Here is a 21745-nt window from a genome sequence, read left to right on the forward strand (position 1 = left end):
ACCACGCCTTCATGTAAGTCCTTTAGCAAACTTGCTTTACGTGGACGACGCTAAGCTTTGCTTGTATTAACAGAGTGTTTAATCACGCAGGCAAATTCGACATAGCCTCGCCAAAATTCGGTATCGCCGACCATCGGAGCAACACCATGGACAGTCAGACCCAATCGTTCCTGGAACTGTGTGCCATGAATGATCTGGTCCAGCTCGCCGCCGACAAGCGGGCGGCGTGGCTGTGGTCGTCCGATGGTGCGAGGATCCTGTGGTCGAATGCCGCCGGTGCCGCCTTTTTCTCCGCGCAGACCGTCGCCGATATTTATGCGCTGACGGCTCTGGAGCGTTCGCCCGCACGCCCGCATATCGCGCGTATCGCCGCATCGGGCCTGACCGACCGGTTCAGCATCGACAGGCTCCGGTTCTATCGCGGCCTGAGGGTCATGCTGCTGACCTGCCAGTGCAAGCGGGTCGATCTCGGCAATGGAGAGACCGCGGCCCTGATCGTGTGCAGCGACAAGGGGCTGGCGCTCACCAAGGAGCCAATCCCCGCCTTTGCCCATCTCTTGCGCTCAAACGGGGCGACCGTTTTCCTCGTTTCAGACGGCGCAACAGAAGAGACCTATGGCGGGTTGAACGGCACGCCGGAGACCGTCCCTCTTCCCGAGGGCCAGAAGGTTCTGATCGGCGATTTTGAACTGAACGACCAAAGTCATGACGGCGGGATGCTCCAGATCCCGGCCGGACCGCGCATCTATGTGCTGAGTGACGACCCGCACGAAGAGCCGGTTGAAGACGACGCCGAGCTTCCCGTCGATGAGGGCATTACGGCGGGAGATGTTGCCGCCCTTACGGTTGCCGCCGCAGCCGCCAGCACATTTGCCGCTGACGAACAGGGGGAACCGGCGGACGACGGCGAAACCGAATCTGCCGATCGGGATGCAGCACCGATGGACGATGCGTCCCAACATATCGAAGAAACGCCTGACATCGCAGAAGCTGGAAACATGCCACAGGCGGCAACTGGTGCCGATGCGGGCGAGCCGTTCGGTGAGGAGGAAGTCCGGCCCGTCACCGAAGGCAACGAAGCGACTGCGGAGGAAGAACAGCAACAGGACCCGGATCTCGAAGATACGCTTGACGAGACTGACGCAGAGGCTGAGGCTGAGGCGGAACACGAGGGGGCCGCATCAGAGGCAACCGAAGAAACGGAAGCTGACATACCTGCCGAAACAGAAGCAGATACGTTCCATGCGGCGGACGAAGGTCAGCCGGATACGGATGGCGACGACGCGCTGGAAAGCGCGATGGCCGACGATGCGACGCCTGCCGAAGCAGAGCAGACCGGCGACGGTTCCGAGGACACGTTCGTTTTCCAGCCCAGGCGCCGGCCGGTCCGGTTTGCGTGGAAGATGGATGTCGACCAGCGCTTCACCTTTCTCTCCGACGAATTTGCTGAAGTACTCGGCCCCGACGCCACCGACATTGTCGGCTGCACGTGGGAAGAGGTGTCCGACGAGTTCGGTCTCGATCCGCGCGACAACATCTCAAGGGCGCTGGACAGGCGCGATACCTGGAGCGGCAAGACGGTTGCATGGCCGGTAACAGGAGCCGCACTCCGCGTTCCCGTCGACCTGGCCGCATTGCCCGCTTTCGACCGTAACCGGAAATTCGAAGGCTACCGGGGGTTTGGTGTCTGCCGGACATCCGATGCCGTCCAGGACCCGAGCGGGTTCATCCCCTCGCCCGTGCAAGCGCCTGAAACCACGGCACCTGAAGAAGATGCTGCGCCACAGGAAGATGTCGATCCGGAAGCGGACACGCCTGAACAATCCGTCGAGGCTGAAGACAGCCATGTCGGGGCCGGGACCGGAGAAGATGTCGGCCCCGACGAAGACCTCGAAGACAATCAGCACGACGCCATGGAGGCTGAGGCCACCAACCTAGAGGCGGAGGCGGAGGCCGACGCTCACGAAGGTCAGCCGGTGGCAGACAGCAGCCAGGAAGATCCGGTCGCATCGCCCGATGCGGCTGTGGACGATGCAACTGCGGATGAAGACCCCGGTGTCACCGAAACCGCAGATGCGAGAAACGAGGACGCATCGCCCAGCCCGGACGACATCGGCGACACGGAAGACCCGGGCACAGCGGACGATGTCGAGGCGGAAGAACCCGGCGAGCCGGCAGACACAGACACAGGCACAGACACCGCCGATATTGCCGCGTCTTTGCCAAACCCTGCATCGGAAGAACGTTCAGAGGACATTGCCGCCGATGCGGAAGAAGCGGCACAAAACGCGGAAGACCTGAAGCCCGCAAAACCGGATTCGCTCTCCGGCAAAACATTTCTTGGTGCAAGCGCCGCGGCGCTTGTCGGGTCGCTTGCCAGGTTCAAGGGCAAGAAGGCGCCGACTCCCGCCGCCGCTTCCAATGACCAGGACGATATCCCCGCAGAAGACGTCAGTCTTTCGGAAGACCTGAAGAGCGCCGCGGCTGCTCTCGATGCCGGTCTTGAGGAAGACGTGCCGTCCGAAGATCTCAGCGAGCCTTCCGACACCGAGATGGCAGATCAGGCCCAGGTGACAGAAGAGACCGACGACGGTCCCGGGGGCGTTGCCGACCCTGCGGCAGAGGATGAGGTACCGGACACAGGCGAGACGGAGCGTGAACCGGCCGAAGAGGATGCGGTCTTCGAGAACGAGAACGAGACCGAGACCGAGACCGGGCACAGCCCGGCGGAAGTTGCGGCTTCGGCTGACAGTGAAAGCCTGCCCGATGAGGACGTGTCCGTTGCAGATACCAACGCTGATGCCGATGAGGCCCAGGTCCCGGAACCGGTCGGCATTGCCGGATCGGCGCCACTGAGACCGGCGGAGATCGAAAGCGCGGTGAAGACGCTCGCCAAATCCTACAAGGCGCCGGAGCCAAGAGCGCCGGACCTGTTTGAAGAAGATGCTGGCGCTGAAGCCTCGAGCGAGGCGGAAGCCGCATCGATGGCAGACGCACCGGAAATGGATCATCGGGAAGAAGCAGGTCTCGAAGACGATGACGCTGCTTCATCCAGCAAAGACATCACGGCAGCCCATCAGGACGACGTGCAGGACATCCCGTCGGGCGCGGATACGGGTGATGATGTCGAAGACGCAGTGTCGAAGCCCACAGACGACGAAGACGACGGCACCGATCAGCCCAGCGCCGATCTGCTCCCGGAAACCGATGAAGACCCTGCCCTCGACGAGGAGCGCGAGTTTTTCGAGGAAACAGCTGCTTTCGAACATGAAGAACGCGCTGCTGAAGCAGAAGGCTCAGTTCCCGAAGACGCGGAGCCTGGCCGCAAGACGGGCGAAGTGATTCCCCTCGCAACTGCGCGGCCACGCGTTGTCCCGGTCGACACGTCCGGCCTGTCGCGCCCGGAGCGCCAGGCTTTCCGCAAAATCGCGGAAGCGCTTGGTGCGCGCCTCGAAGGCGACCTTGAAGATTTCGAGGCACCGGACCCGGAAGAAGAAGAAATAGCTGACGATCTCCCGCCGGAGGTCCCGGAAGCCGGCCCCATCGATCCCAGCCTGCTCGACCGGTTGCCGATCGGAATTGCGATCGTTCATGACCGCGAAGTCCTGTATGCCAACAAGGCGCTCCTCTCGATGCTTGGGTATACATCGATCGCGGCGCTATCGGAGGCGGGCGGACTTGAAGCCCTCTTTATTGACGATACCGACGAGTTTGCCGACGCCGTCGGCGTTGACGGCGAAGTCGATGAAGCCATGAAGATGCGTCTCGCCGATGGCGGTGTGCTCACCGTGGATGCCCACATGCATTCCGTTCCGTGGAACGGCACCCGTGGCCTGATGATCTCCATCAGCAAGCGGGAGACAAAACAGACACCGGGGACCGCGGCGCCGACCTCGCCCAATTTCTTCGCCGAGGTGCGCTCCGAGCTCGACAATGCGCAAGACCAGATCGCCGAAATGGACACGATCCTGGAAACCGCCACGGACGGTGTGCTCGTGCTCGATCAGCACGGCACGATCGTGAAGGTGAACGGTTCCGCCGAGGCGCTGTTCAGTGCCAACCGCGCCGACATGATCGGCGCTCCGTTCACGCAGTACCTGGCTCCGGAAAGCAACCGCGCTGCCATGGACTATCTCGACGGCCTGTCGCGCAACGGAGTTGCCAGCATCCTCAACGACGGCCGGGAAGTTCTCGGTCAGGTTCCGGCCGGCGGGCTCATTCCGCTGTTCATGACGATGGGCCGGATTACCAGCCGCGACGACGATCCCAAGTACTGCGCCGTCCTGCGCGACATCACGCAATGGAAGACGGCCGAAGAGGAACTGACACAGGCCAAGCGGCAGGCAGAGAACGCAAGTTCCCAGAAATCGGATTTCCTGGCCAAGATCAGCCACGAGATCCGCACCCCGCTGAATGCGATCATCGGCTTTTCGGAAGTCATGATGGAAGAGCGTTTCGGGTCGATCGGCAACGACAGGTACAAGGACTACCTGAAGGATATCCGCACATCCGGCTCGCATATCATGAGCCTGGTCAACGACCTTCTGGATCTTTCCAAAATCGAGGCGGGAAAGCTCGATCTGAAGTTCACGGCCGTCTCGACCAACGACGTGATCAACGAGTGTGTCGCCCTGATGCAGCCGCAGGCCAACCGGGAGCGGGTCATCATCCGGGCCAGTCTTCCGGACTCCGTGCCGGAAGTGGTTGCCGACCAGAGGTCGCTCCGGCAGATCGTGCTGAATCTTTTGTCGAACGGCATCAAGTACAACAAGTCCGGCGGCCAGGTGATCCTGTCGACCGCGCTTGAAAGCAACGGCGAGGTTGCCCTGCGTGTTCGCGATACGGGGACCGGCATGACCGCAAAACAGCTCGGTGCGGCGCTTGAACCGTTCCGGCAGCTGCACACGTCCAGCCGTGGCGGCGGCACGGGTCTCGGACTGCCGCTGACCAAGGCACTGGTCGAAGCGAACCGCGCGAGTTTCCACATCGATTCAACACCCGATCAGGGAACGCTTGTGGAGATCATCTTCCCGACGCAACGGGTCCTGTCGGAGTAAAACCGACCGGAGCTGATGCGCACCTGGTGCAAATTGCGGCGCAGGAAACGTTTTCTCCGCATGGTCCCCCTTCGATGGAACGGAAAAACCGCTTCGTTCACGTTTTCGTGAACAGGCCGGCGCACATGTGCGGGCAGATGCCGCTAATTAAAAGTAGAGCCTTAAACTCCTGTTTTCCCTTTCATTTTGAACGTTATAGTGGAGACAAAAACTCCAGTTAGTTTTGAATCATTCTAAAATATTGATTTTATTATATTTATTGACTTCTTTGCGACCTGGCGACATATTCCCCGCCAATCGCCACGGCGCTTCAGCCGGGGCGGCATACCAACCGGATCTCTGGGAGAGTTCTATGCGTTCCACCCTTCGCGCCCTGACCGGCGTCCTGGCCATGACCACCGTCACCTTTGCCGCTGCGCCGGCAAGTGCCGCGGACGAGGTCAATATCTACTCCTACCGTCAGCCTTTTCTGATCCAGCCGCTGCTGGATGCCTTCACGGCTGAAACCGGTATCAAGCCGAACGTGATCTTTGCGTCCAAGGGTCTCGGCGAACGGATCGCGGCCGAGGGCGACAACTCTCCCGCCGACGTTCTCTTGACCGTCGACATCGGACGCCTGGACGGCGCCAAGCAGCTCGGCATCACGCAGCCCGTCGACTCGGGTGTGGTCAACGAGAACATCCCCGCACAGTTCCGGGACCCGGAAGGCCACTGGATCGGCCTGACCAACCGCGCCCGCATCATCTATGCATCCAAGGACCGGGTCGACCAGGAGAGTATCACCTATGAAGAACTTGCCGACCCGAAATGGAAGGGCCGCATCTGCACCCGTTCCGGGCAGCACGTCTACACGATCGGCCTGATCGCTTCCATGGTTGCCCATCACGGTGCGGAGAAGACCGAGGAATGGCTTGCAGGCGTACGTGACAACCTGGCGCGCAAGCCGGCTGGAAACGACCGGGCGCAGGTGAAGGCGATCTACGCCGGCGAGTGCGACATTTCCATCGGCAACACCTACTACATGGGTAAGATGGAAACCAACGACAAAGAGCCGGAACAGAAGGAATGGGCCGAATCCGTGCGTATTCTCTTTCCGAACGCCGACGAGCGCGGAACGCATGTCAACCTGGCCGGTATCGTTCTGGCTAAAAATGCGCCGAACAAGGACAATGCGGTCAAGCTGATCGAGTTCCTGTCGTCCGCCAATGCCCAGAAGATCTATGCAGAAACCAACTTCGAATATCCGGTTACGCCCGGCGTCGAGGTTTCCGAGCGGGTCCAGGGCTGGGGTGAACTGAACCCGGATGACCTCTCCCTTGCCGACATCGCCAAGAACCGCAAGACCGCAAGCGAGATCGTTGACAAGGTCGGTTTCGACAACGGACCTGCCTCCTGACCTCGTCGACAAGATAATGCCAGAAGCGCCGCAACTTGCGGCGCTTTTTGCATTCCCGGCAAATTCCCGCTAGAGCTTTCCGCGAGCCACAACGAAGAAACAGATTATTCTTGCTGCGCACTCCTTCGCTTACCCTGACCGACCGTTTATGGCAGATCGCTGCGATCGCGATCACGGGTCTTGTGTTGCTGCCGATTGCCGCCATCGTCTGGATCGCGCTCAGTCCGACGGGTGATCTTTGGGGCCAGTTGCTGCGCACCGTCCTCCCCAGTTCGCTTCAAACAACGCTGTCGCTGATGGTCGGCGTGGGCGTCATTACCGCAGCCGTCGGGGTCGGAACAGCCTGGATCGTGACCATGTGCGAGTTTCCGGGCCGCAGAATCCTCGATTGGGCGCTTCTGGTTCCGCTGGCGGTGCCAACCTACATCGTCGCCTTTGCCTATATCGAGATCCTCGATTACACCGGACCGGTCCAGAGCCTGATCCGATCCGTTTTCGGGTTCAAAACCTCACGCGAGTACTGGTTCCCGGAAATCAGGTCGCTGGGAGGCGCTGTCTTCGTGATGAGCGCGGTGCTCTACCCTTACGTCTATCTGACGGCGCGGGCGAGCTTCCTGATCCAGTCGGCGTCGATGCTGGATGTGTCGCGAACGCTCGGGGCGTCGCCCTACGGCCTTTTCTTCAGGATTGCGCTTCCCCTTGCTCGTCCGGCAATCGCCATCGGCGTGTCGCTTGCGCTCATGGAATGCCTCAACGACATCGGTGCAGTCACCTTTTTCGGCGTGAGAACGCTGACCTTTTCCGTTTATGATGTGTGGCTGAACAGGTCCAGCCTGAGTGGCGCGGCACAGCTCGCCCTTGCCATGCTCCTGATGGTGCTGTTGCTGATCTGGCTGGAGCGACTTGGGCGGAACAGGCAACGTTTCGACGCCGGCAGCAGTTCAAAGCAGCGGGCGCCGACACGCTTTTCCCTGAAAGGTTTCAAGGCAGGCCTGGTACTGCTCGTCTGCTTTCTCCCGATCCTCTTCGGGTTCGTCATCCCCGGACTGCTGCTAGCGGACCGTGCCAGCAGGCGCCTCGACACCCTTCTGACCCCCGGTTTCCTGGAAACGGTCTGGAACAGTTTCAGCCTTGCCGCTATCGCCTCGTTTCTCACCGTCGTCATTTCTGTTGCCCTCGCCTATGCCTTGCGGATCAACAACAAGGGCCCGCTGAAAGCGGCCGTCAGGCTGGCTTCGGTCGGCTACGCCATTCCCGGAACCGTGCTTGCGATCGGCATCCTGATCCCCCTTGCAACATTCGACAACGCACTGGACGCCTGGATGCGCGAGACCTTCGGCATCAAGACCGGTCTGCTCCTGCTCGGCAGTGGCACAGGTCTCGTCTACGCCTACGTTGTGCGCTTTCTGGCTGTTTCCTACGGACAGGTCGAGAGCGGCTTCGGGCGGATCACACCGCACCTGGACATGGCGGCGAGGACCCTCGGGCGCAATACTGGGCAAACCCTCACGCAGGTTCATATTCCGCTATTGAAGCCAATCCTGCTTTCGGCGGCACTGTTGAGCTTCGTCGATTGCATGAAGGAATTGCCCGCGACGATCCTGCTGCGCCCGTTCAATTTCGAAACGCTGGCAACGACCGTTTTCGAGGCGGCCTCGCGCGAGGCCTTCGAGGAAGCCGCCTTGCCATCCCTCGCCATTGTCCTGGTCGGCCTGATTCCCGTAATCTACCTGGCCCGGTCGAGCGCGGCGTCGTTCCGCACGAAGATGTCGCAGCGGACACAAGCCGCCTCCTGACGCCGGTGCTCCTCTGCACCTTGACAGGTTGAGGCCAAATCGTCCCAATGGCGGCATCGGCCGCAATGCTTTTGGGAACAGGGTCTCGAATGGAAAAGAAACATCAGATCAATCTCTGGTACGCCTTCATCGCCATGATGCTCGTACTCATGTTCCAGAGCTGGTGGACGACCTACAAGACCGTAGAGGCGATCCCCTACAGCCAGTTCGAGACCTACCTGAAAGACAAGAAGATCGAAGAGATTTCGATCCGCGAAAACACCATTGAGGGCAAATTCAAGGAGCCTCTGAAAGACGGCAAACAGTATTTCGTGACGACGCGTGTCGAAATCCCGCTCGCCGAGGAACTGACCAAATACGACGTGAAATTCACGGGTGTTGTCCAGAGCACCTTCGTCCGTGACCTCCTGTCCTGGGTGCTGCCGGTCCTGCTTTTCTTCGGCCTCTGGATGTTCTTCATCCGGCGCATTGCGGAGAAACAGGGCATCGGCGGCATGATGACCGTCGGCAAGTCCAAGGCAAAGGTCTATGTGGAGACCGACGTCGATGTTCGCTTCGACAATGTCGCCGGTGTCGATGAAGCCAAGCGTGAATTGAAGGAAGTCGTCGACTTCCTCAAGGATCCGAAATCCTATGGCCGGCTCGGCGCACATGTGCCTAAAGGCATCCTTCTGGTCGGACCTCCGGGAACCGGCAAGACGCTCCTGGCCCGGGCCGTCGCCGGCGAAGCTGCGGTGCCGTTCTTTTCCATATCGGGTTCGGAATTCGTGGAAATGTTCGTCGGCGTCGGCGCTGCCCGCGTCCGCGATCTTTTCGAGCAGGCACGCAAGTCCGCTCCGGCGATCATCTTCATCGATGAACTGGACGCGCTCGGCCGCGCGCGCTCAAGCGGTCCGATGGGGACGAATGACGAAAAGGAACAGACGCTCAACCAGTTGCTGACCGAACTCGACGGGTTCGATCCGTCCAGCGGCATCATCCTGCTGGCGGCAACCAACCGACCGGAGATCCTCGACCCTGCCCTGTTGCGCGCGGGCCGGTTCGACCGGCAGGTGCTTGTGGACCGGCCGGACAAGTCGGGGCGTCTGGCGATCCTCGAGGTTCACATCAAGAAGATCAAGCTCGACCCCGCGACCGACCTTGACCAGATTGCCCAGCTCACGGCCGGGTTTTCCGGAGCGGATCTGGCGACGCTCGTCAACGAGGCGGCGCTTCTGGCAACACGCCGGCAGGCCGACGCGGTCACGCTCCAGGACTTCAACGAAGCAGTGGAACGTGTGGTTGCCGGCCTTGAAAAGCGCAGCCGCATTCTATCGGACAAGGAGCGCAATACGGTTGCTTTCCATGAGATGGGCCATGCGCTTGTCGCAGCCAACCTGGAAGGATGCGACCCGGTCCACAAGATCTCGATCATCCCGCGCGGCATCGGCGCACTCGGTTATACGATGCAGCGGCCGACGGAAGATCGCTTCCTTCTGTCGACGCAGGATCTGGAAAACAGAATGGCTGTCCTCATGGGCGGACGGGCGGCAGAAGAGATCGTCTTTGGCGAGATCTCGACCGGGGCCTCCGACGACCTGCAGAAGGTGACGGAAGTCGCCCGGGACATGGTCATGCGCTACGGCATGGAAACCAATCTCGGCAATCGCGCCTATGCCACTCAGCGCCAGAATTTCCTGAGCCAGCCGGCAGGCGATGTCGCGGAAGTCTCCCCCGACACCCAGCGCGAAATCGACCTGGCGATCAAGGCGCGCGTCGAAACCGCTTTTGCACGGGCCAAGGAACTCCTGAATGAACACCGGCAGGAACTTGATGAAGGGGCCGGCCTCCTGCTGTCGAAGGAAACGCTGACCGACACGGACTTTCCGGCAATCCGCCCGATCGCCGAGCGCCGTGAGAGCGAGGCTGCGGAATAGCGCGGTCTGCGAAGCATTCTTAAGAACGAGCACGAAAAACGCCCTCAACTCAGTTGAGGGCGTTTTGTCTTTTTCCAATGGCGATTTAACGGACCAGTCTGGTGGCCGTCAGACGATCGTTGCCTGGGTCTTTTCCCTGACCTCGTCCAGGCTCACTTCCGGTGCCAGTTCGACAACCTTCAGGCCACCTTCGACGACATCAAAAACACCGTAGTTGGTGATGATGCGATCAACGCATTTCACGCCTGTCAGCGGAAGCGAGCATTCTTTCAGAAGCTTCGGATCGCCCGCTTTCGATGTGTGGTCCATGATCACGACCACCCGCTTCACGCCGGCGACGAGATCCATGGCACCGCCCATGCCCTTGACCATCTTGCCCGGGATCATCCAGTTGGCGAGATCGCCGGTTTCGGCCACTTCCATGGCGCCCAGAATGGACAGATCAATGTGACCGCCCCGGATCATGCCGAAACTGTCGGCAGAGGAGAAATAGCTCGTCTGCGGCAGTTCGGTGATCGTCTGTTTGCCGGCGTTGATCAGGTCGGCGTCGACTTCGTCATCCGTCGGGAACGGGCCCATGCCGAGCATGCCGTTTTCCGACTGGAGCGTCACGTGCACGCCTTCCGGAATGTAGTTCGACACCAGCGTCGGAATGCCGATGCCAAGGTTCACGTAAAACCCGTCTTCAAGTTCCTGCGCAGCGCGCTTTGCCATGTCATCACGAGTCCAGGCCATGATGTTTCCTCCTCAGGCTGCGCGCGTCGTGCGCTTTTCAATGCGTTTTTCGTGATCGCCGACAATGATGCGGTCGACGAAAATGCCGGCGGTGTGGATGTTGTCGGCATCGAGTTCACCGATCTCGACAATCTCCTCGACCTCGACCACACAGACCTTGCCGGCGGTCGCCATCATCGGATTGAAGTTCCGCGCGGTCTTCCGGTAGATCAGGTTGCCTTCCTTGTCGGCCTTCCAGGCCTTCACCAGCGACACGTCGGCCAAAAGGCCGGTTTCCATGATGTAGGTTTCGCCATCGAAATCCTTGTGTTCCTTGCCTTCGGCGATCAGCGTGCCGACACCGGTCTTGGTGTAGAAACCCGGAATACCGGCACCGCCTGCGCGAATTCTCTCCGCAAGCGTGCCCTGCGGGTTGAATTCCAGCTCTAGTTCGCCGTTCAGGTACTGCTTTTCGAAGGTCGCGTTTTCGCCCACATAGGACGAGACCATCTTCTTGATCTGCCGCGTCTGCAGAAGAAGGCCGAGGCCGAAGTCATCGACGCCCGCATTATTGGAAATAGCGGTGATGTCCTTCGCGCCCGACTCCCTGAGCGCAATGATCAAGTTCTCCGGAATGCCGCACAGGCCAAATCCGCCGGCCATCACAGTCATGCCGTCAAAGGTCAGCCCGTCCAGGGCGGCCTTTGCGTCCGGATATATTTTGTTCATGTTTCACTCCCAGTTGAGACCGCATGGTGCGTGACGCGCACATTCGCCGCTCGGTACTTCCCGGTCAAGAGATCTTTGCCGCATTGCAGCGAAAAAGGAGAGGCACGCGCAAACAGCACACTTTTCCTTCTCTTTTCTGAGCTGCCGGGGTTCATTCTGCAGACAAGAACGATGCCGGCGGATCGCATTCTCCTGCGTTTCAACCGCGTTGCAGCGCACAAGGAGAAGCTGCGACGGGTCAGCCCATTTGACCGTTTTGAGCCGCGTTCATGGTTTTTAAAGTCTTAAGATGAAAAATCACGGCACCGACGCGGGACGCAGTGAACCGGTGCGTTTCGCCATTTCGCTATCGAATGAGCACCGAGAGACCCCAGGCGCCGTGTATCCATTCTGGTCAACACTTTTCAGGATCGCAGTGTTTTCCCTGCTCGTGGGCGCAGGGTTGTCCTTTGTCAATGTCTCGGCGGAGGATATTCTGGGTTCCGTCGGCCTCAGCCCGCTGGAACTGTGGATCTACATGATCGAGTTCAAGGACTGGGCGGTCCCGAACATGATCCTCGGCGCTTTCATCGTGGTTCCCGTCTGGCTGGTGCTTTACCTGATCCGCCCGCCGCGCGCCGGTTGACCGCCCGCATCAGTTATCCGCACCAAAGGCCGCCCTTTCATCGCGTTCACGCTGGATCTGCTGGCGTTTCGTGACCAGTGACGCCGCGATCACGCCGATGGTCACCAAACCCACGAGAATGGTGCAGACGGCATTGATTTCCGGGGTAACCCCGAGACGCACCTGGGAATAGATCTTCATCGGCAGCGTCGTTGCTCCCGGTCCGGTGGTGAAACTTGCGATCACCAGATCATCCAGCGACAGTGTGAAGGCCAGCATCCAGCCCGCGATAACGCCCGGCAGGATGATCGGCAGCGTGATCAGGAAGAAGGTCTTGACCGGCGGGCATCCGAGATCTTCGGCCGCCTCTTCGACAGACTTGTCGAAGCCGACAAGGCGGGACTGGACAACGACGGCGACGTAGCACATGGCAAAGGTCGTGTGCGCCAGCATCACGGTCCAGAAACCACGTGCGGTGTCCATGGCCACGAACAGGAGCAGCAGCGACAGACCCAGAATGACTTCGGGCATGACAAGCGGCGCGAAGATCATGCCGGAAAACAGCGAGCGTCCGATGAACCGGCCGGAGCGGACCAGGACCAGGGCTGCCAGCGTGCCAAGCACGGTCGCGATCGTCGCCGATGTGAAGGCGACGCGCAGCGTCACCCAGGCAGCATCGAGCAGCTGATCGTTCTGGAGCAGCGAGGCGTACCATTTGGTGGAAAACCCGCCCCAGACCGTGACCAGCCGGCTCTCGTTGAACGAATAAATCACCAGGAGAACGATCGGCAGGTACAGGAACGAAAAGCCGACGACCAGCGAGGTGATGTTGAACCAGGTCGGACCGCGCGTCATCCGTCTTTCTCCGACATTTTCTGTTGCTGGTTCTGGAACAGCACGATCGGGATGACGAGGATCAGCAGCAGGATCACCGCAACCGCCGAGGAGACCGGCCAGTCCCGGTTGTTGAAGAATTCGACCCAGAGCGTCTTGCCGATCATGAGCGTGTTCGAGCCGCCGAGAAGATCCGGAATAACGAACTCTCCGACTGCGGGAATGAACACGAGGAAGCAGCCGGCGATGATGCCCGGGAGCGAGAGCGGCACGGTGATTTTCCAGAAGGCTTTCCAGGCCGGGCAGCCAAGATCCTCGGCGGCTTCAAGCAGGGTTCCGTCGAGCCTTTCCAGGCTCGCATAAAGCGGCAGCACGAGGAACGGCAGGTAGGAATAGACGATCCCGACATAGACTGCCGCATTGGTGTTGAGGATCACCAGTGGCTCGCTGATCAGGCCAAGAGACAGGAGCAACTGGTTCAGCAGGCCTTCGTTCTTCAGGATACCGATCCAGGCGTAGACGCGGATCAGGAAGCTGGTCCAGAAAGGCAGGATCACCAGCATCAGGAGCGTCGGCCGCCAGGACTGGGGACTGCGCGCCATTCCGTATGCGATCGGATACCCGATCAGAAGCGTCAGGAAGGTTGAGACGGCGGCGATGGAGACCGACGAGAGATAGGACTTCCAGTAGAGCGCGTCCTCGGTCAGCCAGACATAGTTCTCAAACGAAAACTCGGCAAAGCTCTCCGAAAAGGCCTGCCATCCTTCCGACAGATCGAAGGTCGGCACGTAGGGCGGTATCGCGATCGCCGTCTGGGACAGCGAAATCTTCACAACGATCAGGAAGGGTGCCAGGAAAAACAGAAACAGCCAGAAGTAAGGAACGGCGATCAACAGCCGTCCTCCCAGGCTTCGTTTGACCGGAGCAGCGACGTTGTTCTCTGCCATTCTGCCCTCCTATCGTGTCAGGATCACACCGGCGTCCCGGTCGAAGGTCAGGACGACCTTGTCGTCCCAATTGATCGGGTTCTCCACCATCCGGGAAATATTCGCGAAGGTTGCCCGGATCGTATCGTGATCATCCTCACCGACCTTGGCATGGATGATCGACACGTCTCCGAGATAGGCAATGTCCCAGACAATGCCGCCAATCCGATTGACGGCACCCGGTTCCGCTTCTCCATGCGCGATGCGGACCTTCTCCGGACGGATCGCAAACCAGACCGTGTCGCCGACATTGGCCTCCGTTTCCTGGTCGCACTCGATGGCAAATCCGTCCACGACGGACACCAGCTTCGTGAGCGACCCGGCCTTTTCCGCGACCCTGGCCTCGATCAGATTGATATCGCCGATGAAGTCCGCGACATATTTCGAATTCGGCGCTTCGTAGATCTCCGCCGGCGTTGCGACCTGGACCAGTTCGCCCTTGTCCATGACCGCGATGCGGTCCGCAACCGTCATGGCCTCTTCCTGATCGTGCGTCACGATCAGGAAGGTCATCTTCAGGTCTTCCTGCAGCGCCATCAGCTCGAACTGGGTCTCTTCACGCAGTTTCCTGTCGAGCGCGCCGAGGGGCTCATCGAGCAACAGGACTTTCGGGCGCTTTGCCAGCGATCTTGCGAGTGCGACGCGCTGCCTCTGGCCGCCTGAGAGCTGATGCGGCTTGCGCTTGGCGAACTGTTCCAGCTTGGTCAGGCGCAGCATCTCGGCAACGCGGGCCTCGATTTCCTGTGCCGGCATGTTGTCCTGCTTCAGTCCGAAGGCGATGTTCTTCTCCACATTCATGTGCGGAAACAGTGCGTAGGACTGGAACATCATGTTGGAGGGACGCCGGTAGGGCGGAATGCCGGCCAAGTCCTGGCCGTCCAGAAAGATCTGCCCGGACGTCGGTGTCTCGAAACCGGCCAGCATGCGCATAAGCGTGGTCTTGCCGCAGCCGGAGCCACCGAGAAGCGCAAAAAATTCCTTTTCGTAGATCTTGAGGGACAGGTTGTTTACGGCCGTGAAGTCACCGAACATCTTGGAGACGTTCCGAAACTCGATGAAGGGCGGATGATCCGGGCTCTCCCACGGACTGAACTCCCTGCGCACCGGTCCCATCGATTTTTTCGCCACGGCAATCCCTCACCCCTAAGAGACGTCAACAAAACAAAAAACCAGGCCCGGTTGGTGGGGCCTGGTTTCCATTCGTCACGTTACTGACCGCTTTTCACCGATGTCCAGGTGCGGGTCACGATCCGTTGCACCTTCGGCGGATAAGGGGTGGTGGTGTAAAGGTTGCTCACCGTTTCCTCGTCCGGGTAGATCGCCGTATCGCCGATCACGTCCTCGTTCAGGAGCTCCTTGGACGCCTCGTTGCCGTTGGCGTAGTAGACGTAGTTGGAGGCCTTTGCCATGACGTCGGGCCGCATGATGTAGTTGAGGAACTCGTGTGCCTCTTCCATGTTCGGCGCATCGGCGGGGATCGCCATCTGGTCGAACCACATCTGTGCGCCTTCCTTCGGAATGACGTATTCCACGGTCACACCATTGTCGGCTTCCGCTGCGCGGTCGCGTGCCTGCAGAACATCACCGGACCAGCCGACAGCAACGCAGATGTCACCGTTGGCAAGGGCGTTGATATATTCGGAAGAATGATACTTCTGGATGCTCGGGCGAATTGACTTGAGAAGCTCACCCGCCTGCTCGATCTCGCCGCGGTCCTTGCTGTCCGGATCGAGACCGAGATAGTTCAGCGCGGCCGGGATCATTTCGGTCGGCGCGTCCAGCATGAAGACGCCGCACTCTTTCAGCTTTTCAATGTTCTCCGGCTTGAACAGAAGGTCCCAGCTGTCGACAGGCGCGTCTTCGCCGAGGGCTTCCTTCACCTTTTCGACATTGTAGCCGATACCTGTGGTACCCCACATGTAGTTGATGGAATAGGCATTGCCGGGGTCGTATTTTTCAACACGCTCTTCGATGTCCTTCCACATGTTCGACAGGTTGGACAGCTTGGACTTGTCGAGTTCCGTGAAAGCGCCGGCCTGGATCTGGCGAGAAAGGAACGTGCCGGTCGGAACGACGACGTCATAGCCGGTGCCACCAGCCAGAAGCTTGGTTTCCAGGACCTCGTTGCTGTCAAAGACGTCATAGACGACCTTGATGCCGGTCTCCTTGGTAAAGTCTTCCAGGATCGATTCATCAATATAATCGGACCAGTTATAGACATTCACGGTCCGGTCCTGGGCGTTGGCGATGCCGCTCAAGAGGCTGAGGGCTGCGACCCCGGTCAACAAAGTCTTCACAGTCATTTAGAACTCCCCTTCAGAGTTTCAGCGTTGGCCGTTTTCGGCCTTGTTCCTGATTGTAAACGGACATTTCCGTTTCGTTTATTGTTCTCGTTCGAACATTGGCGACGCGCCGGTTGTTTGTCCAGCGTCGATTTTGGGCACAGGTTGCATCAAAGATAGGTTTGACGTTCAAGCGAGGATATCTCCCGCCCGAATTCGTTCAGTTCCTCCCGTTTGATTTCCGTCAGCACCTTGTGCATTTCGGCCCCCACGGCCCTTTTCATCAGTTTCGAAGCCTCGAAGGCGTCGATGGCCTCATCCATCCACGGTGTCAGGCGTTTTTTGCGTTTTTCATAGGCATTTCCCGTCACCGGCGCCGGCGGGTCCTTTTGCTGCTCCAGGCCTTCCAGCATTCCCGCCAGAATGCCCGTGAGCACGAGATAAGGATTGGCATCCGCACCGGCGATGCGGTGTTCCACCCGTGCGGCTTCCGGACTGGAAGCAGGCACTCGCAGCGCGACGGACCTGTTGTCATAGCCCCAGCAGATCGAGGCCGGTGCATAGGATCCCGGCTGCATCCGGCGGAAGCCGTTGAAGGTCGATATGAACAGCAGAAGCGCCTCGGGCATGGTCTTCAGCAAGCCGTTGATGGCGTGGCCGAGCCGTTCCGGCCCCTTGTCCGGGTCCGCGAACAGATTGCCGTTCCCGTCTTCCATGGAGACATGCACATGCATGCCGTTGCCCGGCCATTCGACGAAGGGCTTGGCCATGAAGGACGCCTTGAGTTCATGCTTGCGGGCAACGCCGGCGACGAGCCGGCGGAGCAGCACGACGTCATCGGCGGCCAATAGCGGGTTGCGGCGGTGATGCAGGTTCAGCTCAAACTGGCCGGGCGCGGCTTCCGAAACCGCGGCATCGGCCGGAATGCCCTGCGCTTCGCAGGCCTTGCGCAGATCATCGACCACCGGCAGCAGCGCTTCCAGGTCGGACAGCGCATACATGTTCTGGCGCGCCGGACCGAGATGGGTCGAGAACAGAGGCTTGGGCTGCTCGGTCCAGTCTCCGTCGCTTTCCTCGAACAGATAGAATTCCAGCTCGAAGGCGCAGGTTGCCGTCACCCCGAATTCGGATTTCAACCGCTCGACCATGTTTTCAAGAACGTGGCGCGGGTCCGCCAGAAACGGTTCTCCGTCCCTGTCATACATCGACAACAGCACCTGCGCGGTCTTGCGCTCCGTCCAGGGCACCAGTTTTAGGGTCTCGGGAATGGGCCAGCAGACACCGTCCTTGTCGCCCGTTTCCAGGTGCATACCGGTCGCCTCCACTTCCCGTCCCCAGACATCGAGGCCGAAGAGGGAATAGGGAAAGGCAACGCCCTGCTCGAAGACCTTTTTCAGCGCCTTGCCCGGCAGCCACTTGCCGCGAAGGACACCATTGGTGTCGGGCAGAACCACTTCAAGCGTGTCGAGATCGGAATGTTCGGCCAGAAAGGCGTCAAAATCCACCTTCCACCCGGGCTCGGCCGGATGTTCCAGAATCTGGTGGGGTAGTTCGTTCATCTAGAGTGCCAATCGCCCCTGCGTTCAGGCAAAGCCGCCCGGCACATCCCTGTTGCCCGGCTCTCAGCTTTCGTTTGCGTCCTTTTAAAAAATGTGATCACTTTCTGAAAGACCTGTCAAGGCAGATCGCATGTGTTGAGAATTTGTAATGGTTGGGAGACCCCGTTGGCTGCCCGGAATTCCGAACGGACAAACAGGCCGGCAGGCAACGGCGCCGCAACGCCGACGACGCGCGGGGCAACGCGTGGACAGGTCGATGCCGCGATCCGTTCGGGGCTCCTGACCGGCCGGTTCATTCCAGGAAAGGCCGTGACGATACGCGGCCTTGCCTCGGAACTCGGCGTCAGCCCGATGCCGGTGCGCGAAGTGCTTCAAAGGCTTGCTGCCGAAAACGCACTGGAAGTGAAAAGCAATGGCCGGGTCCAGGTGCCGGACATGACGCCGGAACGGTTTGACGAAGTCCTGAAAGCCAGGCTTTTGCTGGAGCCGGAACTGGCGGAACGCGCGTTGCGCAGCCTTACCAGGCAGGACATCAAGACACTGACCGTGATCGACGACGAGATTGACAGCTGCATTGTCAGCGGCGACGCGGAAGCTTACATGCAGCTCAACCACGCCTTCCACTTCCATATTTATGCAGCGTCCGGCTCACAGGTCCTGCTGCCGCTCATCGACAGTCTCTGGCTTCAGTTCGCACCGTTCATGCGTACGGTCTACGGGCGCGTTGGAACGGTCAATCTCGTGGATCAGCACAAGGAGGCCATTCGCGCGATCGAGCAGACTGACGCGCCGGCGCTGCGGGCCGCCATCTCCGGTGACATCACCGATGGCATGGGGCTTCTCGGCAAGGAAATCCTCAAGAACACGCCAGGTGGTTGATCCGGCCTGCAGACCGTGTCATTTTGTGATCACAAAATTGCGGCAGCGGTGCGACTCAGACCACAGCCAACGTCCGCTTTGCCGATGCGAAAGACCCGACCCAGACCGACCTGCCTGACTTTGACAAGACCCCGGAGCCTCCCGTGAGTGATCAGACGCCGACCAGCACCCGTCCCAACGCAGCCGACAGCTTGCGCGGTGTTCCCGACGGCGATGCCGCGCGCGAGTGGCTGCATGCCCGCAACATCGAGGACATCGAATGCATCGTCCCCGACCTTGCCGGGGTCGCACGTGGCAAGATGATGCCGGTGGAGAAATTCTTCTCCGGGCCCGTGATGACAATGCCCGCCTCCATCTTCGCGCAGACGATCTCCGGCGACTATCCGGACGATGACGAGCGCTTCCAGCACAATCCGACCGATGGCGATCTCTATTTCCGGGCGGATTACAGCACTCTGACATCGGTGCCGTGGGAGAGCGATCCGACCGCCCAGCTCATCCATGACGCCTACACGCGCCAGGGTGCACCGGTCGAGACCGCCCCCCGTAACGTTCTGAAACGCATTTTGAAACTCTATGATGACAAGGGATGGAAACCGGTCATCGCACCTGAAATCGAATTCTACCTGGTGCGGCCCAACACCGATCCGGACTACCCGCTCGAACCGCCGACAGGCCGCTCGGGCCGTCCGGAGGTCGGCCGCCAGTCCTATTCCATTTCCGCCCTGAACGAATTCGACGAACTCATCGACGATATTTACGACCTCTCCGAACAACAGGGTCTGGAGATCGATACCCTCATCCACGAGGAAGGCGCAGCGCAGATGGAAATCAACCTGCGCCACGGCAATCCGCTCGCCCTTGCGGATCAGGTCTTCCTGTTCAAGCGAACGATCCGCGAAGCCGCGCTCAGGCACGACATGTATGCAACCTTCATGTCCAAGCCGATGTCGCATCAGCCCGGCTCTGCAATGCATATCCACCAGTCCGTCATCGCCCGGGAAACCGGGCAGAACATCTTTGCGGGCGAGAACGGTGAAGAAACGCCGGCATTTCTCTCCTTCATCGCCGGGCATCAGGTCTACCTGCCCAAGGTGACCTGCATCATGGCGCCGTTCGTGAACTCGTACCGGCGCTTTTCCAAGACATCGACATCGCCGGTGAATGTCTACTGGGGCTATGACAACAGGACGGTGGGCCTGCGTGTGCCCTATTCCAGCCCGGAGGCACGGCGGCTTGAGAACCGCATTCCGGGGTCCGATGCCAATCCCTATCTTTCGATCGCGGCGAGCCTTGCCTGCGGCTATCTCGGCATCGTCAACGAACTGAAGCCGGATGCGCCCCGCAGCGACGACTGCACCGAGCTTGCCAAGTCGCTGCCACGCGGCTTGCCGGAGGCGGTTGCCCAGTTCGAAAATTCCGACGAGATGATCGAGGTGTTCGGCGAGCAATTCGTCGCCACCTACCGCGCCATCAAATACGAAGAATTCGAAACCTTCATGTCCGTGATCAGTGCCTGGGAGCGGGAATATCTCCTGCTCAACGTCTGATCCGTTCCCCCTTTTCCCGGAGTTCATGCCATGACGGCCCATTCCAACATCTACCCGACAAAGGCCCTGCAGGAGATCGATGCCGCCCATCACTGGCATCCGTTTTCGGACATGAAGTCCCTTAATGCCGAGGGAAGCCGCATCGTCACGTCGGCCGATGGCGTCTGGATCACGGATTCGGACGGCAAGAAAATCCTCGACGGAATGGCGGGCCTCTGGTGCGTCCAGGTCGGTCATGGCCGGACCGAAATCGCCGACGCCGTCTATCGGCAGATGAACGAGCTTGCCTATTACAACACCTTCTTCAAGACGACCCACCCGCCGGCAATCGCGCTCTCGGAGAAGCTGGCGAAGCTTGCCCCCGATCACATCAACACCGTCTTTTACTGTTCATCAGGTTCGGAAGCCAACGATACGGTTTTCCGGATGGTTCGCACCTACTGGGACAAGATGGGCAAGCCGGACAAGAAGGTCATCATCGGCCGTTGGAACGGCTATCACGGATCAACCCTTGCCGGTACGAGCCTGGGCGGCATGAAGGCCATGCATTCCCAGGGCGATCTGCCGGTGGCGGGCGTCCACCACATCGACCAGCCCTACTGGTTCGGCGAAGGCCAGGATATGAGCCCGGAGGAATTCGGGCTTCATGCGGCACGCAAGCTGGAACAAGCGATCGACGAAATCGGCGAAGACAATATCGCCGCCTTCATTGCCGAACCGATCCAGGGTGCGGGCGGGGTCATCATTCCGCCAGAGACCTACTGGCCGGAAGTGCGCCGTATCCTTGACGAGCGCGAGATCCTGTTTGTCTCCGACGAAGTCATTTGCGGCTTCGGACGTCTCGGTGAATGGTTCGGCTCCAGCTATTTCGGCATGAAGCCTGACCTGATGCCCATTGCGAAGGGGCTGACGTCGGGTTACCTGCCGATGGGCGGCGTGCTTGTTTCCGACCGCGTGGCGGACGGTCTGATGAATGCGGGCGACGATTTCAATCACGGCTACACCTATTCCGGTCATCCCGTCTGTGCGGCGGCCGCACTTGCCAATCTGGAGATCATCGAACGGGAAAGCCTGGTGGACCGGGTCAAGTCCGATATCGGACCCTATCTGCAGGAGCGCTGGCGCACGCTCGGCGATCACCCGCTTGTCGGCGAAGCCCGCATGACCGGCCTGATGGGGGCGCTGGAACTCGTGCCCAACAAGGATGATCTGAAAAAAGCGTTCCCAGACGTCGGCACGGTCGGCACGATCTGCCGCGATATCTCGTTCCAGAACGGCATGGTCATGCGTGCCGTCCGGGACAGCATGATCATCTCGCCGCCGCTGGTGCTCAGCCACGAAGAAGCCGACTTCCTCGTCAAGACGGCGGAAAAGACGCTGGACGATACGTATCAGACGCTGAAAAAGGATGGCTGGCTCTCCTGAGCCGGCTGTGCAGCTGCA

At 59.9% G+C, this 21745-nt stretch carries 15 protein-coding genes; 8 read left to right on the forward strand and 7 right to left on the reverse strand.

All coding sequences use genetic code 11. From position 1 onward, the window contains the following. The first annotated feature begins 146 nt into the window (after nucleotides 1-146). The 4 genes from RBB49_RS02735 to ftsH all read left to right on the forward strand — a co-directional run bounded on the left by RBB49_RS02735 (nucleotide 147) and on the right by ftsH (nucleotide 10165). Nucleotides 147-5057 (forward strand): ATP-binding protein, encoded by a 4911-nt coding sequence (locus RBB49_RS02735; RefSeq protein WP_306141124.1) that lies wholly within the window; start codon nucleotides 147-149, stop codon nucleotides 5055-5057. 352 nt (nucleotides 5058-5409) lie between these two features. Next, nucleotides 5410-6453, forward strand: coding sequence for a Fe(3+) ABC transporter substrate-binding protein (locus RBB49_RS02740; protein WP_306141125.1), 1044 nt, complete (start codon nucleotides 5410-5412; stop codon nucleotides 6451-6453). 110 nt (nucleotides 6454-6563) lie between these two features. After that, the gene (locus RBB49_RS02745) at nucleotides 6564-8249 is read left to right on the forward strand and encodes an iron ABC transporter permease (RefSeq protein ID WP_306141126.1); all 1686 of its coding nucleotides are present in this window, start codon (nucleotides 6564-6566) and stop codon (nucleotides 8247-8249) included. 89 nt (nucleotides 8250-8338) lie between these two features. Then, nucleotides 8339-10165, forward strand: a complete 1827-nt coding sequence (gene ftsH, locus RBB49_RS02750; protein WP_306141127.1) for an ATP-dependent zinc metalloprotease FtsH — start codon at nucleotides 8339-8341, stop codon at nucleotides 10163-10165. Nucleotides 10166-10273: 108 nt separating this feature from the next. Here the strand turns inward: ftsH and RBB49_RS02755 are convergent, their stop codons facing one another. Together RBB49_RS02755 and RBB49_RS02760 are read right to left on the reverse strand one after the other, a co-directional pair. Continuing rightward, a complete protein-coding gene (locus tag RBB49_RS02755) occupies nucleotides 10274-10900 on the reverse strand; it encodes a CoA transferase subunit B (RefSeq protein ID WP_306141129.1) in 627 nt (208 codons plus the stop codon). Nucleotides 10901-10912: 12 nt separating this feature from the next. After that, complete coding sequence (locus tag RBB49_RS02760) at nucleotides 10913-11608, reverse strand: CoA transferase subunit A (protein ID WP_306141130.1); 696 nt, start codon at nucleotides 11606-11608, stop codon at nucleotides 10913-10915. A gap of 379 nt (nucleotides 11609-11987) precedes the next feature. Between RBB49_RS02760 and RBB49_RS02765 the strand changes: the two genes are divergently transcribed. After that, nucleotides 11988-12233, forward strand: a complete 246-nt coding sequence (locus tag RBB49_RS02765; RefSeq protein ID WP_306141131.1) for a DUF6460 domain-containing protein — start codon at nucleotides 11988-11990, stop codon at nucleotides 12231-12233. Between the two features lie 9 nt (nucleotides 12234-12242). Here the strand turns inward: RBB49_RS02765 and RBB49_RS02770 are convergent, their stop codons facing one another. From RBB49_RS02770 to RBB49_RS02790, 5 genes are all read right to left on the reverse strand, one after another. Then, nucleotides 12243-13067: an ABC transporter permease gene (locus RBB49_RS02770; RefSeq protein WP_306141132.1), complete on the reverse strand. Its 825-nt coding sequence runs from the start codon at nucleotides 13065-13067 to the stop codon at nucleotides 12243-12245. Next, complete coding sequence (locus RBB49_RS02775; RefSeq protein ID WP_306141133.1) at nucleotides 13064-13993, reverse strand: ABC transporter permease subunit; 930 nt, start codon at nucleotides 13991-13993, stop codon at nucleotides 13064-13066. Before RBB49_RS02775 ends, RBB49_RS02770 begins: the two co-directional genes overlap by 4 nt. Nucleotides 13994-14002: 9 nt before the next feature. Then, nucleotides 14003-15145 carry an ABC transporter ATP-binding protein gene (locus tag RBB49_RS02780; protein WP_306141355.1) on the reverse strand — a complete coding sequence of 381 codons (1143 nt, stop codon included), beginning with the start codon at nucleotides 15143-15145 and terminating at the stop codon, nucleotides 14003-14005. A gap of 95 nt (nucleotides 15146-15240) precedes the next feature. Continuing rightward, nucleotides 15241-16335, reverse strand: coding sequence for a polyamine ABC transporter substrate-binding protein (locus RBB49_RS02785; RefSeq protein WP_306141134.1), 1095 nt, complete (start codon nucleotides 16333-16335; stop codon nucleotides 15241-15243). 149 nt (nucleotides 16336-16484) lie between these two features. Next, a complete protein-coding gene (locus RBB49_RS02790) occupies nucleotides 16485-17873 on the reverse strand; it encodes a glutamine synthetase family protein (RefSeq protein ID WP_306141135.1) in 1389 nt (462 codons plus the stop codon). A 165-nt stretch (nucleotides 17874-18038) separates the two neighbouring features. Here RBB49_RS02790 and RBB49_RS02795 point away from each other — a divergent pair, with 165 nt between their 5' ends. The 3 genes from RBB49_RS02795 to RBB49_RS02805 all read left to right on the forward strand — a co-directional run bounded on the left by RBB49_RS02795 (nucleotide 18039) and on the right by RBB49_RS02805 (nucleotide 21727). Further along, nucleotides 18039-18752 (forward strand): GntR family transcriptional regulator, encoded by a 714-nt coding sequence (locus RBB49_RS02795; protein WP_306141136.1) that lies wholly within the window; start codon nucleotides 18039-18041, stop codon nucleotides 18750-18752. Nucleotides 18753-18895: 143 nt separating this feature from the next. Next, nucleotides 18896-20302, forward strand: coding sequence for a glutamine synthetase family protein (locus tag RBB49_RS02800; RefSeq protein WP_306141137.1), 1407 nt, complete (start codon nucleotides 18896-18898; stop codon nucleotides 20300-20302). Nucleotides 20303-20332: 30 nt separating this feature from the next. Beyond that, on the forward strand, nucleotides 20333-21727 hold the full coding sequence (locus RBB49_RS02805; protein ID WP_306141138.1) for an aspartate aminotransferase family protein: 1395 nt from the start codon (nucleotides 20333-20335) through the stop codon (nucleotides 21725-21727). Nucleotides 21728-21745 lie beyond the last annotated feature (18 nt).

It is taken from the genome of Roseibium sp. MMSF_3412 (assembly GCF_030733265.1).
Classification (GTDB): domain Bacteria; phylum Pseudomonadota; class Alphaproteobacteria; order Rhizobiales; family Stappiaceae; genus Roseibium.

Coding starts and splice junctions, on each gene's coding strand:
- RBB49_RS02735 (WP_306141124.1), top strand. CDS start 147: ATGGACAGTCAGACCCAATCGTTCCTGGAACTGTGTGCCATGAATGAT.
- RBB49_RS02740 (WP_306141125.1), top strand. CDS start 5,410: ATGCGTTCCACCCTTCGCGCCCTGACCGGCGTCCTGGCCATGACCACC.
- ftsH (WP_306141127.1), top strand. CDS start 8,339: ATGGAAAAGAAACATCAGATCAATCTCTGGTACGCCTTCATCGCCATG.
- RBB49_RS02755 (WP_306141129.1), bottom strand. CDS start 10,900: ATGGCCTGGACTCGTGATGACATGGCAAAGCGCGCTGCGCAGGAACTT.
- RBB49_RS02760 (WP_306141130.1), bottom strand. CDS start 11,608: ATGAACAAAATATATCCGGACGCAAAGGCCGCCCTGGACGGGCTGACC.
- RBB49_RS02770 (WP_306141132.1), bottom strand. CDS start 13,067: ATGACGCGCGGTCCGACCTGGTTCAACATCACCTCGCTGGTCGTCGGC.
- RBB49_RS02775 (WP_306141133.1), bottom strand. CDS start 13,993: ATGGCAGAGAACAACGTCGCTGCTCCGGTCAAACGAAGCCTGGGAGGA.
- RBB49_RS02780 (WP_306141355.1), bottom strand. CDS start 15,145: ATGGGACCGGTGCGCAGGGAGTTCAGTCCGTGGGAGAGCCCGGATCAT.
- RBB49_RS02785 (WP_306141134.1), bottom strand. CDS start 16,335: ATGACTGTGAAGACTTTGTTGACCGGGGTCGCAGCCCTCAGCCTCTTG.
- RBB49_RS02790 (WP_306141135.1), bottom strand. CDS start 17,873: ATGAACGAACTACCCCACCAGATTCTGGAACATCCGGCCGAGCCCGGG.
- RBB49_RS02805 (WP_306141138.1), top strand. CDS start 20,333: ATGACGGCCCATTCCAACATCTACCCGACAAAGGCCCTGCAGGAGATC.